The 14,895-nt window shown below is 52.5% G+C and carries 17 protein-coding genes; 8 read left to right on the forward strand and 9 right to left on the reverse strand.

Annotated elements, in window-relative coordinates; genetic code table 11:
* Nucleotides 1-308: 308 nt before the first annotated feature.
* A complete protein-coding gene (gmhB, locus tag BS640_RS19120) occupies nucleotides 309-875 on the reverse strand; it encodes a D-glycero-beta-D-manno-heptose 1,7-bisphosphate 7-phosphatase (RefSeq protein WP_017494479.1) in 567 nt (188 codons plus the stop codon).
* Between the two features lie 177 nt (nucleotides 876-1,052).
* On the opposite strand from gmhB, the gene metN reads away from it, so the two are divergent.
* From metN to proS, 6 genes are all read left to right on the forward strand, one after another.
* Nucleotides 1,053-2,084 (forward strand): methionine ABC transporter ATP-binding protein MetN, encoded by a 1,032-nt coding sequence (metN, locus tag BS640_RS19125; protein ID WP_084913159.1) that lies wholly within the window; start codon nucleotides 1,053-1,055, stop codon nucleotides 2,082-2,084.
* Nucleotides 2,077-2,730, forward strand: coding sequence for a methionine ABC transporter permease MetI (locus BS640_RS19130; RefSeq protein ID WP_017494147.1), 654 nt, complete (start codon nucleotides 2,077-2,079; stop codon nucleotides 2,728-2,730). The genes metN and BS640_RS19130 overlap by 8 nt, the downstream gene beginning before the upstream one ends.
* Nucleotides 2,731-2,801: 71 nt before the next feature.
* Nucleotides 2,802-3,617, forward strand: coding sequence for a MetQ/NlpA family lipoprotein (locus BS640_RS19135; RefSeq protein WP_017494146.1), 816 nt, complete (start codon nucleotides 2,802-2,804; stop codon nucleotides 3,615-3,617).
* A gap of 260 nt (nucleotides 3,618-3,877) precedes the next feature.
* On the forward strand, nucleotides 3,878-4,282 hold the full coding sequence (rcsF, locus tag BS640_RS19140) for an Rcs stress response system protein RcsF (protein ID WP_026110827.1): 405 nt from the start codon (nucleotides 3,878-3,880) through the stop codon (nucleotides 4,280-4,282).
* Entirely contained in the window at nucleotides 4,279-4,986 is a 708-nt protein-coding gene (tsaA, locus tag BS640_RS19145; protein WP_017494144.1) for a tRNA (N6-threonylcarbamoyladenosine(37)-N6)-methyltransferase TrmO, read from the forward strand. The genes rcsF and tsaA overlap by 4 nt, the downstream gene beginning before the upstream one ends.
* Nucleotides 4,987-5,156: 170 nt before the next feature.
* A complete protein-coding gene (gene proS / locus BS640_RS19150) occupies nucleotides 5,157-6,875 on the forward strand; it encodes a proline--tRNA ligase (protein WP_017494143.1) in 1,719 nt (572 codons plus the stop codon).
* A 108-nt stretch (nucleotides 6,876-6,983) separates the two neighbouring features.
* Here the strand turns inward: proS and nlpE are convergent, their stop codons facing one another.
* The 3 genes from nlpE to BS640_RS19165 are packed head-to-tail and all read right to left on the reverse strand — an operon-like array spanning nucleotide 6,984 to nucleotide 8,692.
* Complete coding sequence (nlpE, locus tag BS640_RS19155) at nucleotides 6,984-7,661, reverse strand: envelope stress response activation lipoprotein NlpE (RefSeq protein ID WP_026110826.1); 678 nt, start codon at nucleotides 7,659-7,661, stop codon at nucleotides 6,984-6,986.
* Nucleotides 7,662-7,709: 48 nt separating this feature from the next.
* Nucleotides 7,710-8,126 carry an alternative ribosome rescue aminoacyl-tRNA hydrolase ArfB gene (arfB, locus tag BS640_RS19160; protein ID WP_017494141.1) on the reverse strand — a complete coding sequence of 139 codons (417 nt, stop codon included), beginning with the start codon at nucleotides 8,124-8,126 and terminating at the stop codon, nucleotides 7,710-7,712.
* Between the two features lie 2 nt (nucleotides 8,127-8,128).
* A complete protein-coding gene (locus BS640_RS19165) occupies nucleotides 8,129-8,692 on the reverse strand; it encodes a YaeQ family protein (RefSeq protein WP_017494140.1) in 564 nt (187 codons plus the stop codon).
* Between the two features lie 221 nt (nucleotides 8,693-8,913).
* On the opposite strand from BS640_RS19165, the gene BS640_RS19170 reads away from it, so the two are divergent.
* Entirely contained in the window at nucleotides 8,914-9,111 is a 198-nt protein-coding gene (locus tag BS640_RS19170; RefSeq protein WP_017494139.1) for a YaeP family protein, read from the forward strand.
* A complete protein-coding gene (rof, locus tag BS640_RS19175; protein WP_017494138.1) occupies nucleotides 9,101-9,361 on the forward strand; it encodes a Rho-binding antiterminator in 261 nt (86 codons plus the stop codon). Before BS640_RS19170 ends, rof begins: the two co-directional genes overlap by 11 nt.
* Nucleotides 9,362-9,451: 90 nt before the next feature.
* Here the strand turns inward: rof and BS640_RS19180 are convergent, their stop codons facing one another.
* The 5 genes from BS640_RS19180 to accA all read right to left on the reverse strand — a co-directional run bounded on the left by BS640_RS19180 (nucleotide 9,452) and on the right by accA (nucleotide 14,884).
* Nucleotides 9,452-9,778, reverse strand: coding sequence for a c-type cytochrome (locus BS640_RS19180; RefSeq protein ID WP_084913160.1), 327 nt, complete (start codon nucleotides 9,776-9,778; stop codon nucleotides 9,452-9,454).
* 45 nt (nucleotides 9,779-9,823) lie between these two features.
* Complete coding sequence (gene tilS / locus BS640_RS19185; RefSeq protein WP_084913161.1) at nucleotides 9,824-11,134, reverse strand: tRNA lysidine(34) synthetase TilS; 1,311 nt, start codon at nucleotides 11,132-11,134, stop codon at nucleotides 9,824-9,826.
* A gap of 23 nt (nucleotides 11,135-11,157) precedes the next feature.
* Nucleotides 11,158-11,550: a VOC family protein gene (locus tag BS640_RS19190; protein ID WP_017491963.1), complete on the reverse strand. Its 393-nt coding sequence runs from the start codon at nucleotides 11,548-11,550 to the stop codon at nucleotides 11,158-11,160.
* Nucleotides 11,543-13,693, reverse strand: coding sequence for a lysine decarboxylase LdcC (locus BS640_RS19195; protein WP_017491964.1), 2,151 nt, complete (start codon nucleotides 13,691-13,693; stop codon nucleotides 11,543-11,545). The genes BS640_RS19190 and BS640_RS19195 overlap by 8 nt, the downstream gene beginning before the upstream one ends.
* 231 nt (nucleotides 13,694-13,924) lie before the next feature.
* Nucleotides 13,925-14,884, reverse strand: a complete 960-nt coding sequence (gene accA / locus BS640_RS19200) for an acetyl-CoA carboxylase carboxyl transferase subunit alpha (protein WP_017491965.1) — start codon at nucleotides 14,882-14,884, stop codon at nucleotides 13,925-13,927.
* Nucleotides 14,885-14,895 lie beyond the last annotated feature (11 nt).

The following is a 14,895-nucleotide window of genomic DNA, read 5'->3' on the forward strand; positions in this document are numbered from 1 at the left end:
TTTTGCCACCGAGGTGGCTGATATCGTCTTGTGAGTGCCCACACAGATTGTCTGATAAATTGTTAAAGAGCAGTGAGTTACGCGCTTTCGCTTGCTAACTCGAGGTGGCGTATATTACGCTTTCCTCATTTGATGTCAACCGTTTATTTTCGCGGTCATCATCATTTTTAATTCTTTCCGACTCGTTCACACCGCGTTGCTGCTGCGTTGTTCCCTGTCGATGGAGCGGCATTATAGGGAGGCTGGCGGGAATGGCAAGCGAATAAATACAGTTTTATTTCGTTTGCCTATTTTTCGCCCGCAACGCTCTATTTTAAGCCGTTTTTAATGGCTACAGGCAGTTGTGCCAGGCTATCGAGCACTAAATCCGCTAATTCTTCACCTTCTTGGGTGACCGGCTTACCGCTACGGACTAGAATTTTAGTGCCTACGCCCGCTTTCATTGCTGCCTGAAGGTCTTCAATTTTGTCGCCTACCATATAAGAAGCGGCCATATCGATGTTCAGCTCTTCTTTAGCAGTAATGAACATGCCGGGTTCTGGCTTACGGCAGTCACAAACCTGTTTGTACTCTTCTACTATTGCATCAGGATGGTGAGGACAGAAATAGATGCCGTCCAAATCGACGCCGCGATCGGCCAGCGACCAGTCCATCCATTCCGTGAGAGTGAAAAATTGTTCTTCGGTGAATTTTCCGCGAGCGATGCCCGACTGGTTGGTCACTAATACTAAGGCAAAGCCCATTTCCTTCAGTTTAAGGCAGGCTTCAATAGTGCCTTCAATGAACTCGAAGTCATCAATTTCATGGACGTAGCCGTGATCGACATTAAGGGTACCGTCGCGGTCTAAAAATATTGCTGGAACAGTTTGTGCCACGTATTTGCTCCTGATGGCTGGTTGACGGCGTAAGTATCGCATGTTTTAGGGGGCGGTGAGAATGCTATCTGGTTGACTTGGACGTCTAGACGCCTTAGCATCCACGCCAAGTTCTGGGATGAATTCCAGAGGGTTACTTTTTATACGTTACGGCAGTAAAGCCGATATAAGAAAAATATGATTAAACTTTCTAACATCACCAAAGTGTTCAAGCAGGGTCAGCGCAACATCACGGCGCTTTCCAACGTGAGCCTTCACGTGCCTGCAGGACAAATCTATGGCGTCATCGGTTCTTCCGGTGCCGGTAAAAGTACGCTGATTCGCTGCGTTAATCTGCTCGAACGCCCAACCGAAGGTAAAGTGCTGGTCGACGGTCAGGACCTGACTGCCTTCTCGGAGAAAGAGCTGACCCGCGCGCGTCGTCAGATTGGCATGATCTTCCAACACTTTAACCTGCTGTCTTCCCGGACCGTCTTCGGTAACGTTGCCCTGCCGCTTGAGCTGGACAACCTTCCTTCCAAAGAGATTAAGCAGCGCGTTACCGAGTTGCTGACGCTGGTTGGGCTGGAAGATAAGCAGGACGCCTACCCTGCCAACCTGTCCGGCGGGCAGAAGCAACGTGTAGCTATTGCCCGTGCCCTGGCAAGCAACCCCAAAGTCTTGCTGTGCGACGAGGCCACCAGCGCTCTGGACCCGGCCACTACCCGCTCTATCCTCGAGCTGTTGAAAGACATTAACCGTCGCCTGGGGCTGACCATTTTGCTCATCACTCACGAGATGGACGTGGTGAAACGTATCTGCGATCAGGTTGCGGTGATAAGCAACGGTCAGTTGATTGAGCAGGACAAGGTGAGTGAAATGTTCTCGCATCCGAAAACTCCGCTGGCACAGCAGTTTATTCAGTCAACGCTGCACCTGGATATTCCAGACGACTATGCGCTGCGCATGAAACCCGAGCACAGCGAAGGAAGTGTTCCTTTATTGCGTCTGGAATTTACCGGTCAATCGGTCGATGCGCCGCTGCTCTCTCATGCGGTTCGCAAATTTAACATCAATAACAACATTATTAGCGCGCAGATGGATTACGCCGGTGGCGTGAAGTTCGGCATCATGCTGACCGAGATGCACGGCAGCGTTGAAGATACACAGGCAGCGATTGAATTCCTGCACCAGAATCAAGTTAAGGTAGAGGTATTGGGTTATGTCTGAGGCAATGATGTGGTTACTTGGCCAGGGTGTTTGGCAGACCGTCATAATGACCCTGACTTCCGGCTTCTTTGGTTTCGTGCTGGGTCTGCCGATCGGTGTACTGCTGTACGTTACCCGTCCTGGCCAGATTGCTGAGAATAAAAAGCTGTACCGCGTGATGTCGGCACTGGTCAACATCTTCCGTTCGATTCCTTTCATTATCCTGCTGGTTTGGATGATTCCATTCACCCGCATTATCGTGGGCACCTCGATTGGTCTGCAGGCCGCTATCGTGCCATTGACCGTGGGTGCAGCGCCGTTTATCGCCCGCATGGTTGAGAACGCAATGCTTGAGATCCCAAGCGGTCTGGTCGAAGCGGCCCGCGCAATGGGTGCAACGCCGATGCAAATCATCCGTAAAATCCTGCTGCCAGAAGCTATGCCGGGCCTGGTTAACGCGGCGACCATCACGCTGATTACGCTGGTAGGTTATTCAGCGATGGGCGGTGCGGTGGGTGCTGGCGGTTTGGGTCAGATTGGTTATCAGTACGGTTATATTGGTTACGACGCCACGGTAATGAATACTGTATTAGTATTACTGGTTGTATTGGTGTACCTAATCCAACTCTGTGGTGACCGCATTGCAAAAGCGGTTACTCATAAGTAAAGAAAAAACGGCGGCAGGGCTTCACGCCGCCCATAATTAATCTCGATATAAAAATGTATAGAGGATAGGACATGTCCATTAAATTTAAATCTCTTGCAGTTGCGGGTGTACTTCTGGGATCGCTGGCCCTTGCAGGCTGTGGCCCGAAGAAAGAAGATCCTAATCACATCAAGGTAGGCGTTATCGTCGGTGCAGAACAGCAGGTTGCTGAAGTTGCGGCGAAAGTTGCCAAAGAGAAATACGGTCTGGACGTAGAGCTGGTGACCTTTAACGACTACGTTCTGCCAAACGAAGCGCTGAGCAAAGGCGATATCGACGTCAACGCCTTCCAGCACAAGCCATACCTGGATCAACAAATTAAGGATCGCGGCTACAAGCTGGTTCCGGTCGGTAATACCTTCGTGTATCCGATTGCTGGCTACTCCAAGAAAATCAAATCCATTAACGATCTGAAAGACGGTGACCAAATTGCGCTGCCTAACGACCCGACTAACCTGGGCCGTTCACTGCTGCTGCTGCAGAAAGTGGGTCTGATCAAACTGAAAGACGGCGTGGGTCTGTTGCCAACCGTTCTGGACGTCACCGAGAATCCAAAAAATCTGAAACTGGTTGAACTGGAAGCGCCACAGCTGCCGCGTTCACTGGATGACAACAAAATTGCGCTGGCGGTGATCAATACCACCTATGCAAGCCAGATTGGCCTGACGCCAGAGAAAGACGGCATCTTCGTCGAAGACAAAGATTCACCTTACGTGAACCTGATTGTCGCGCGTGAAGATAATAAAGATGCTGAAAACGTGCAGAAGTTTGTTAAAGCCTACGAGTCTGACGAAGTATACCAGGCTGCTAACAAAGTCTTTAACGGCGGTGCGGTAAAAGGCTGGTAATTACCGGTTAACGTCATAAATATATTCATAGTTACATAATATATTCCTAAGGCGGGCTTATGCCCGCCTTGTTATTTCCTCAATACCTTGCTTCAATAACGCCTCTTTCTTTCACTATAAATATACCCAACAGCATTTAAAATGCGCTAGATGACAACCCTGCGACTCCCTGAGCGTTTATATAACCAATAACAGGGCGCGAAAGGAAATCAAAGCCAGAGCATTTTGATCGATTCAGGGTATGGAGCAGAGGATATATCATGCGCGCTTTACCTCTCTGTTTGTTAGCCCTTTTGCTAGCTGGATGTTCCGCGACTCACAGAACGCAGCCTGTTTTTAATGAACACCCGTATGTAGAGCAGTCAAAACCCGTCAAACCTAAGCCAGCACCCCGACCGGTGGCAGTGAAACTGTATAAAAACGCCGAGGCTCTGGTAGGTACGCCATTCCGCGATCTGGGTGAAGTGACCGGTACGTCTTGCCAGATAACGCGCCACGAAGCAGCGCCGAGCCTATCGACCGCGCGCAGAAAAATGCTGAATCACGCCTCCTCCATGAAGGCCAACGCCGTTCTGCTGCACCAGTGCCAGGTTGTCGCCGACACCGCAGGCTGTCATCGTCAGGCAATATGCCAAGGCTCCGCGCTCGACGTCAGCTTTAAATGACAGCATTTACCTTCAATGAAATAGGGAGAATTCACTCTCCCTATAAAGAAAAGTTTGCCGTACCTCGTCAACCCGGGCTGGTGCAAGACGGCGGTGGCGAGCTGCATCTGTTCCCGCCTTATAATCAGCCCGAGGCCGTGCGCGGACTGGAAGAGTTTAGCCATCTCTGGGTAATGTTTATATTCCACCAAACGATGGAAGGCGGATGGCGTCCTACCGTGCGCCCTCCTCGTCTGGGTGGCAATGCTCGCGTTGGCGTCTTCGCGACCCGTTCTACCTTCAGGCCTAACCCGCTCGGGATGTCGCTGGTCGAGCTGAAAGGCATCCGCTGTCAGGGTAAAGAGGTCATTCTGGAGCTGGGGAGTCTCGATTTGGTTGACGGCACGCCGGTGGTGGATATCAAACCCTATCTTCCCTTCGCCGAAAGTCAACCACAGGCCCTCGCAGGGTTTGCCCAGAACGCCCCCGAAGCCAACATGCCGGTGACTTTCTCAACGCTGGCAGAGACCCAATTGGCGGCGAATCTGACCCGCTATCCGCATCTGCGTCGTTTTATTACTCAGGTACTAGGCCAGGACCCGCGCCCCGCTTACCGTAAAGGTGAAGAGCTAGAGCGCGACTATGCCGTTCGACTGTTGGATTTTAACGTGAGATGGCGCGTAGTTGCCGATCAAAATCAGGTAATCTCGCTCGACCAGCACTAAAATTCGGTGGTTCTCTTTTGACTCTCGTCGGCGACTGGTAAACTAGCTGACCGCAGGCTATTTCTGGGGTCATGATAGCGGCGGTTGACGACCGATTATTCGAATACTTTCACGTTCTGGCAGGCACCCGGCCTGCGGACGATTTGCAGTGCTAACGGAACCAACACATCATGCGTACAACACAATATCTGCTCTCCACTCTGAAGGAGACGCCAGCCGACGCCGAAGTCATCAGCCACCAGCTGATGCTGCGCGCGGGAATGATCCGCAAACTGGCCTCAGGTCTTTATACCTGGCTGCCAACCGGTCTGCGTGTGCTTAAGAAAGTCGAAAACATCGTGCGCGAAGAGATGAACAACGCTTGCGCTATCGAAGTCTCCATGCCCGTCGTGCAACCCGCCGACCTGTGGCAGGAGAGCGGACGTTGGGAACAGTACGGTCCCGAGTTGCTGCGTTTTGTCGATCGCGGCGATCGCGCATTTGTACTCGGCCCTACGCATGAAGAAGTCATCACTGACCTGATGCGCAATGAAATCAGCTCCTACAAGCAGCTGCCGCTGAATCTTTTCCAGATCCAGACCAAGTTCCGCGACGAAGTACGTCCGCGTTTCGGTGTGATGCGTTCTCGTGAATTCATCATGAAAGACGCCTACTCTTTCCACACCAGTCAGGAATCCCTGCAGGAAGGCTATGACGCAATGTACGAAGCCTACAGCAAAATCTTCACCCGCATGGGTCTGGATTTCCGTGCTGTAGAAGCTGACACCGGTTCTATCGGCGGTAACGCGTCTCACGAATTCCAGGTGCTGGCAGAGAGCGGTGAAGATGACGTGATTTTCTCTACCGAGTCTGACTACGCGGCCAACATCGAGAAAGCCGAAGCAGTAGCGCCGACCACACCACGTGGCGCCCCGACTGAAGAAATGCGTCTGATCGACACGCCGAATGCCAAAACTATCGCCGAGCTGGTTGAGCAATTCCAACTGCCAATCGAGAAGACCGTTAAGACATTGATGGTTCGCGCCACCGATGGTAGCGCACATCCGCTGGTTGCCCTACTGGTTCGCGGTGACCACGAGCTGAACGAAATCAAGGCCGAGAAACTGCCACAGGTTGCTTCTCCGCTGACCTTTGCCACCGAAGCAGAAATTCGTGCGCTGGTTAACGCAGGTCCAGGCTCGCTGGGTCCGGTTCACCTGCCGCTGCCAATCGTGATTGACCGCACCGTTGCGGTAATGAGCGATTTCAGCGCCGGTGCCAATATCGACGGTAAACATTACCTGGGCGTTAACTGGGAACGTGACCTGCCGCTGCCGGAAGTGGCTGACCTGCGTAACGTAGTTGAAGGCGATCCAAGCCCGGACGGCAAAGGTACCCTGCTTATCAAGCGCGGTATCGAAGTTGGCCACATCTTCCAGCTGGGTACCAAGTACTCTGAAGCGTTGAAAGCGACCGTTCAAGGTGAAGACGGCAAGAACCAGGTTGTGACCATGGGCTGTTACGGTATCGGTGTGACCCGCGTGGTTGCAGCGGCTATCGAGCAGAACCACGACGGTCGCGGCATCATCTGGCCAGACGCGATTGCCCCTTTCCAGGTGGCTATCCTGCCAATGAACATGAGCAAGTCTTTCCGCGTGAAGGACGCCGCCGAAGCGCTGTACAACACCCTGCGTGCCAAAGGCGTTGACGTTATTCTCGACGACCGTAAAGAGCGTCCGGGCGTGATGTTCGCCGACATGGAACTGATCGGCGTGCCGCATCAGGTTGTTATCGGCGAACGTAACCTTGACGCTGAAGAGCTAGAATATAAAAACCGCCGCAGCGGTGAAAAGCAGATGATTAAAATCAACGACATCGTTGATTACCTGCTGAGCCAGATCCCACGCTAAAAGCGCGGCGGGTACACCTTTAGGTTGCCCGCTGTGCCATCAATAACAAAACGCCCGCCGGTGCTCATTGCAACGGCGGGCGTTTTTTATCGGGTCATCTCACCACGATTACTGGCATTGCCTGTTGGCATCCAGGCTGATATTGCTGTCGGCCACCAGCAGTTTATGCCCTTTGCCTTCATCCCCGCCCGGCTCAACCTGGAAATGTCCGTCCATCGAGACAAAAACCAGTTGGTCAGGACTGTGACGCGCATCCATGTAGGCCTTTTGCAGACTGCTGCTGGTCGCCATCGGGATGACTTTACCGGTCGCGCAGTCGGTAAAGACCACGTTATTGGCGTCGTAACGTACCATTCCGCTCAACGGCATCGGCGTTTGCGGCATATGCTGTTCGGCCGGCTTAAGCTGATACTTGAGGGTAGAATGTATGACTTCGCCGTGGGTATCGAGCATCTCAAGGTTATCTCCCACCGGGCGGAAATAACGTTTCTCGCCGTTGGCCTCGGTCAGAACCAGCTTATCCGCGGTTCGGGCCCATTTGCCGTACTGAGCGAAGGCCTTATTGTCCTTCGGCTTGACCTCATAGACTTCGCGTAGAATATAGGTCCCGTCCTGCTGCAAGAACAGCGAGGTCTCGATCCCGTCACAGTCTGCGCACGGCAGCACGCCCTTATAGCTCTGCTGCATGGCCTCAAAAGGTTGTTCTTGTGCAAAAATCTTGTTGTGACATCCGAATAGCGATAACAGGCTGAAGGTCAGCCCCATAGCAATCATTATTTTTTTCACAGTTTTCTCCCACTGCGTTTTATCTTCACTCGGCCTCGACGTTTCTCATCAGGTCGAGCGGATTTTTCCTCTCAATGCTTTTGTAGCGCCTTTGCGTACTTTACTTTCAACCCGACGGATCTTGGAACCCCGCGTTGGTTTGGTTGCACGGCGTGGCTTTTCAACCACCATGGCCTGCTCGATTAATGAAGCCAGGCGCGCCAATGCGGCTTCGCGATTAAGTTCCTGGCTGCGATATTCCTGCGCTTTAATGACGACAACACCTTCGGCAGTAATTAAATGATGCTTAAACGCCAACAAACGTTGCTGATAATATTCGGGCAGGCTTGAGGCTTTAATATCGAAACGCAGGTGAATAGCGGTAGAGGTTTTATTAACGTTCTGCCCTCCCGCTCCCTGTGCGCGAATGGCCGTCAGTTCAATCTCGCTGTCGGGAATCTCGAGCCTGCCGGAGAGTATCAACACCCTTAAAGTTCCGCCTGTTTCCAGCCGCCGTCCAGCCACTCGTGGAAATGAATCTCCACGTTATTCTGGGCGTCAGATAACCAGATAGCACCGTCTTGTAACGTTGCCTGCAATACCATGCCACGCTGACCAAAAGAGACCAACTGGGTCAGTAATTCATCATCAATATAGCGCACGCTCAGGTTCGAGTATTGGCTAACTTTGTTCTGAACCTGCGACCACCAGACCTTGGCAGCACGCTCACCATACGCATAAAGCACGACGTTGCGCGACTGATTACACGCCTTTTTCAGACGCTTCTCATCGGGCAAGCCCAATTCTACCCACAGCTCGATGCCGTTATGGTCATTTTTCAGCCAGATTTCCGGCTCATCTTCTGCGCTGAGTCCGCGCGTAAAGGTCAAACGTTCGTTGGCGTGGCAAATCCAGGCGAGTAAACGCAGCATCATGCGCTGCTCGGTTTCAGAGGGATGCTGTGCCAGCGTAAGATTGGCATCGTAGAAAAAATTACGATCCATATCGGCAATATTGACTGCGGCTTTATAAATTGTTGCTTTTAACGCCATGGTAAACCTCTAAGTAATGGACGCACATTGTACTTGATATCGACACAAGATAAAGCTTGGACCTGTGCTGATAACTACAGCGTCTCTGTGCTATAGTCGTTTAATAACGGAAGTTTATATTTCCCTGGCTGAAAGGATTTGGCTTATCGAGGGAAGCAGAAAGGAGCTTATTCGAAAAGATTCGTAAAGAGCCATTTCGAACAAGCTCTAAAGGAGGACCTATGCAACAATACTCTGAATTAGTACGCCAAAAATATTCCGAGATAGGCAGTGGCTGTCTTGGTTATGTGCCCGATGCGTTGGGCTGTGTGCTAAAGGCATTAGACGATGTGGCGGCCAACGCCGAACTTCCGTCTTCCGTTCGAGAACAGGCGGCTTATGCCGCCGCTAACTTACTGGTGAGCGATTATGTCGATTAATGATGAGTACCAACCCATCAATTGCGATGACTACGATAATCTCGAGCTTGCCTGTCAGGATCATCTGGTTCTGACGCTAAAGATGCGCAGCGGAGAGCTTGTCGAGGCTAAAGCCAAAGATTTGTTGATGCGAAAAAAAGTGGAATATCTGATTGTTGACTCGGGTGGACAACAGTTGGAACTGCGGCTTGACCATATCGAGAGCTTCAGTAATCCAAAAATTGGCACAGTCGTTGTCAGCGCAGAGTAGTCGCAAGTAAAGAACAAGACTTTGCCCTACAGGGCCAAGCCAAAACGTTAACGGGCAATCTCAAGGTTGCCCGTTTTTTATGGTCTGATATCAGGGTTTTTGGCTGGCGTAGAAGGCCGACAAATCGCTGATATCCTGATCGGAAAGCCCCGCAGTAAACGCCTGCATTACCCCCGCCTGCCCGCCGGTTCGTCCGCCATTTTTATAGCCATGAAGCGCAAGCGCGAGATAGGCCTCATTTTGTCCGGCAAGATTAGGATAAAGCGCGTTGCTGGCCTTACCGGTTGCCCCATGACAAGCGGCACAGCTTGACGACTTAGCCTGACCGTCAGCAATATTTCCGTCAGCCAGCGCAGGCAGACTCAGGCTCGCCCACGCCAGAGCGGCGCTCAACGCGCCTTTAGTTAACCAATGCATCATTGCTCCCAAACCGGTTCACCCCGGCGGTAATGTTAAGTCTTGTTATTTTTGCCAAAGCAGCGACCAGACAGCCTCTTGCGGACCTGTGGTCAATGCATCATGGGTAATAAATAGCCCCGCCGCAGCGATCGGCAGTTCGTTATAAAACACTAAAGGAATGCGGTCACGTTCCCAGGGTGGGACGTCGAGCTCCTGCCACAGTTTTTTCATCTGCCGCGAACGGTCGCGGCCCACTTTATGCACCTCGCCACGGGCATAGAACCTTATGCTCATCGTCTCATCGTCACGCGGCTTGCGTATCGAAAGACCTTCATCCGTTTGGGACGCGAACGTCAAATGACCGAGATTGTCCGGAAGATTGAGTATGCCCTCTCCGGTCCAGGGAATGACCGTTTGTTTCAACGCCTGCATCGGTGGCAGCCAGTAAAGTCGCTGGCGAAAACGCCGCAGGCTGAAGGCACCGAGGCGCATCTGAGGTTCAGCGTCTGCGCGGCTGACCGCCACTTCGTCCCACATTCGCTGTAGCTGTTCACGTGAGGGCATTTTAGCGCCGCATCCCGCCAGCCATCGACGGAGCAACGCAAAGCGTCGGGACTCAGAGAGTGGCTCTAATCCGCTGACCGACAGGCTGCCCTGCGCATCAGTCAGACTATCTAAGTCTTCCTGTAACAACTCATCGAGCAAAGACTCCTGCTCTGCGCAGAGGCCAGCGCTGCGTGCCGTAGCGGCAGCAAAATGCGGCCAGCGCTGATACAGCAGCGGCAGCACTTCCAGGCGCAAAAAGTTGCGATCGAAACGCGTGTCCTGATTACTGTCATCGTCTATCCAGCTCAGCTGATGCTGGCCAGCATAGGCCTCCAGCGCCTCGCGGGGGAGCGAAAGCAGAGGCCTTAGCAGTGGAAAACCGCCGACCTTCGCGCGTTCCCCCATCGACGACAGCCCGGCGGGTCCGCTGCCACGCTTGAGTGCCAGTATAAAGGTTTCGCACTGGTCATTGAGATGCTGTGCCGTCAGTAAGGTCTCGCCGCTGTGAAGATTTTGCGTCAGTGCCTGGTAACGCGCATTGCGCGCCGCGGCTTCTATTCCCCCCTGACTGGCATCCACCGTCACAAACAGCGGTAAAAACTCGACCTGCCAGCGCTGGCAATGAGCCTGACAGCTCGCGGTCCACCGGTTAGCAAAGGCGCTCAGCCCGTGATTAACGTGTATAGCCCGCAGCTGTAGGTCAGGCAGAATACTGGCCCGCAGCTGTACCAACGCGTGCAGAAGCACCGTCGAGTCGAGCCCGCCGCTGAATGCCACGCACAGGCGACGCCTGTCTCCCAGCTGTTTGACCAGATGTTCAGGCAGCATGGCTGGCCGCGCTGTAGGCAAACTTAATCGATTTCATAAAGTTCTAAAGGCAGATTATCGGGATCGGCGAAGAAGGTGAATTTCTTGCCGGTGTGCTCATCGATACGCACCGGTTCACAGGCTACGCCCGCCGCCAGAAGATGCGCGACAGACTGCTCAATATTTTCCACGCTAAACGCCAGATGACGCAGGCCACAGGCCTCGGGGCGACTCACGCGCGCTGGCGGCGAAGGAAAGCTGAACAGTTCAATTTGATAGTGCCCGTCGATGGCTAGATTGGCCATCCATGAGTCACGCGCCTCGCGATAAACCTCGGAAAGCAGCGTCAAGCCGAGTACCTCACAGTAAAACTTTTTGCTGACCTCATAATCGCTGGCAATAATCGCGATGTGATGGATCCGGCGTAAATTAAGCATCGAGCACCTCTTGTTTAAGTACCTTAACGAGATATTTTCCCTCTTCGGTCAGCTTCGCGCCGTGGATATCGGTCTCGAAGCCCGGGAAATGCTCACCTATAGAACACAGCATCAGCAGGAAATCCAACACCGCGCGGCTTTCCGTCGTAATCATCTCGCCCGGCATGACCACCGGTACCCCCGGTGGATAAGGCAGTATCATATTGGCCGACACCTTACCCACCAGCTGTTCGAGTTCACACTCTTCAATATTGCCTCGTACCTGATGCTGGAACATCTCGTAAGGCGTCATTTTCATCTCCGGCAGCACGTCAAAAGCCTTGAGCATCAGCGTAGGAAGATCGTGTTCGACGATCAGCTTGTGGATCCCCTGAGCAAGATCCTGAATGCGCATATGACGGTAAAAATCAGGATCTTCGGCATAAAGATCCGGCAGCATATTCTTCACCCGCAGATTGAGATCGTAAGCGCGTTTGAAGTCGGTGAGACCTCGCATCAGGCTCATCGACTTGGTTTTATCGATGCCGATGCTAAACAGGAACAGCAAATTATAAGGACCTGTCTTCTCCACCACCACGCCGCGCTCATCGAGGTATTTAGCCACCAACGCGGCGGGAATGCCTTCTGCCTCTAGCTTGCCGGTTTCGTCCATCCCCGGCGTGAGGATGGTGACCTTGATAGGGTCGAGATACATATGGTCCGGGTCAGCGTTGGCGAAACCGTGCCAGTTGTTATCCGGATTAAGCGGCCAGCATTCCGCCTCGTCAATCCCTTCCGGCTGCCAGATATCATAGAACCAGCCGTCCATTTCTTCACGCAGGCGCTGAATTTCTTTACGGAAATAGAGCGCCCTTTCCACTGACCGATTGATCAAACGACGGCCCGGGTTGCCTCGCAGCATCGCCGCTGCGGTTTCGGCAGAGGCCACAATTCCATAGTTTGGCGACGTGGTCGTGTGCATCATGTAGGCTTCATTAAAGGTATTTTCGTTATAATCCCCTTTAATGTGAATCATCGAAGCCTGGGAAAACGCCGCCAGCAGCTTGTGGGTCGACTGCGTTTCATAGATGACTTTCCCCGTGATTCGATCGCCGCTCATGCCGCTTTTCCCCGCATAGATCGGGTGGAAATTGGTGTAAGGCACCCAGGCGGAATCAAAGTGGATAGAGGCCACGTCGAGCGTCTGCTTGATAAAATCGGTGTTATAGAGCAGGCCATCATAGGTTGAGTTGGTGATGACCGCGTGCACCGGCCAGGTGGCATTTTCGGTCTGCGCCACCTTCTGCTCAATGCTCTCACGGGTGAACTCTCGCTGGGGAATACCGCCCAAAATTCCGTAGGCATTGCGCAGCGGGCGCAGATAGATTGGGATGATATTGGTCATCATCATCAGGTGTGCCAGTGACTTATGGCAGTTGCGGTCTATCAGCACCGTGCTGCCCGCTGGCGCAGAGTACATGCCGACAATCTTGTTGGCGGTCGATGTACCGTTGGTGACGATATAGCTCTGCTCGGCGCCGAAGGTGCGGGCGATATACTCTTCGGCCTCGAGATGTGGGCCGGTGTGGTCGAGCAGAGAACCCAGTTCGGTGACCGAGATAGAGACGTCCGCCTTCAGCGTTTTAGCACCAAAGAAGTCATAAAACAGCGTGCCGACCGGACTTTTTAGAAATGCAGTCCCTGCCATATGGCCAGGAGTACAGAAAGTATATTTCCCTTCCTCGACGTAATTAAACAGTGCCTTGGTCAGCGGAGGGGTAATCTGGTCAATATACTCATCGGTATACTGTCGAATGCGTTTAGCAATATCGTCTGCGGCATTGAGCGCGTACTCGAAGAAGTACAGCACCATGCGCATGTCGTGTACGCTAACGTCCATCGTGGAGTGGGTATTGATAAACGCATAGAGCGGAAGATACTCATTCAGCTCGTTAATTTCTGAACACAGCGCTGAACTGTGCAAATCCCAATCGAAAATAACGCCACAGATACGCGCATTGCTTTCAATAAGCTTGAGCAAATCGGCTCTGTCGCGCGGGTAAATCGTCTTGAAGCCCAACTCGTTCAGGGCAGCATCCAGTTCACGGATGGGCTCATCTTTATAGTAAACCCCTTCCGGGCGCATGATGGCGAGAATATTCATCTGACAAATCCTTCTGGTTTCCTAAAAGACAGGTTATAGACCCTAACACCTCGAGACAATAAAAAAGGGCAGTCCTAAGACTGCCCTTTAAATTTTAATTGCCTGGCAAATATCCACAGTATCCGTGATGTAAGTCGGCGGCAACGTCACGAATCCCCAGAAACTTACCTGAGTAAGTGACTGGGGTGAGCAGACGCAGCCAATCCCCTACATCGCGAAGACTGAAGGATATTAGCAGTAGCCGTAAGTCATCAGTCGCTGATAACGACGGTCACGCAGTTCTTCGGTGTTCAACGCGTCGAGTTCTCTGAGGTCAGCTTCCAACTGAGCACGCAGTGATGCGGCCATAGCAGGAACGTCACGATGCGCGCCACCCAGTGGTTCAGGGATCACGGAGTCGATCAGCTTCAGCTCTTTCAAACGTGAAGCGATGATGCCCATAGCTTCCGCTGCCAGCGGCGCCTTGTCTGCGCTCTTCCACAGAATTGACGCACAGCCTTCTGGTGAAATCACCGAGTAGGTGCTGTATTGCAGCATGTTGACTTTGTCACCGACGCCGATAGCCAATGCACCACCTGAACCGCCTTCACCGATAACGGTACAGATAACCGGTACGTTGAGACGGGACATTTCGCGCAGGTTACGAGCGATAGCTTCGGACTGACCACGTTCTTCAGCACCAACGCCTGGGTAAGCACCCGGGGTGTCGATGAAGGTGATGATAGGCAGTTTGAAGCGTTCGGCCATTTCCATCAGACGCAGCGCCTTGCGATAGCCTTCTGGAGCTGGCATACCGAAGTTACGACGGATCTTCTCTTTGGTTTCACGACCTTTTTGATGACCAATGATCATCACGGCACGCTCACCCAAACGTGCAATCCCACCTACGATAGCTTTATCGTCGGCAAACGCGCGATCGCCCGCAAGTTCATCAAAATCAGTAAAGATGTGCTTGATGTAGTCAAGAGTGTAAGGACGACGCGGATGGCGAGCCAACTGCGCAATCTGCCAGGCACCCAAATCTGAGAAAATTTTACGAGTCAGTTCGACGCTTTTCTCGCGAAGGCGCCCCACTTCTTCGTCCAGATTAATATCTAATTTTTCGTCTTGACGACTGACTGCAGTCAGCGAGTCAATTTTCGCTTCCAGCTCCGCAATCGGCTGTTCAAAATCAAGAAAATTCAGACTCATAGCATTCCTAT

It is taken from the genome of Rouxiella badensis (assembly GCF_002093665.1).
GTDB classification, from domain to species: Bacteria; Pseudomonadota; Gammaproteobacteria; order Enterobacterales; family Enterobacteriaceae; genus Rouxiella; species Rouxiella badensis.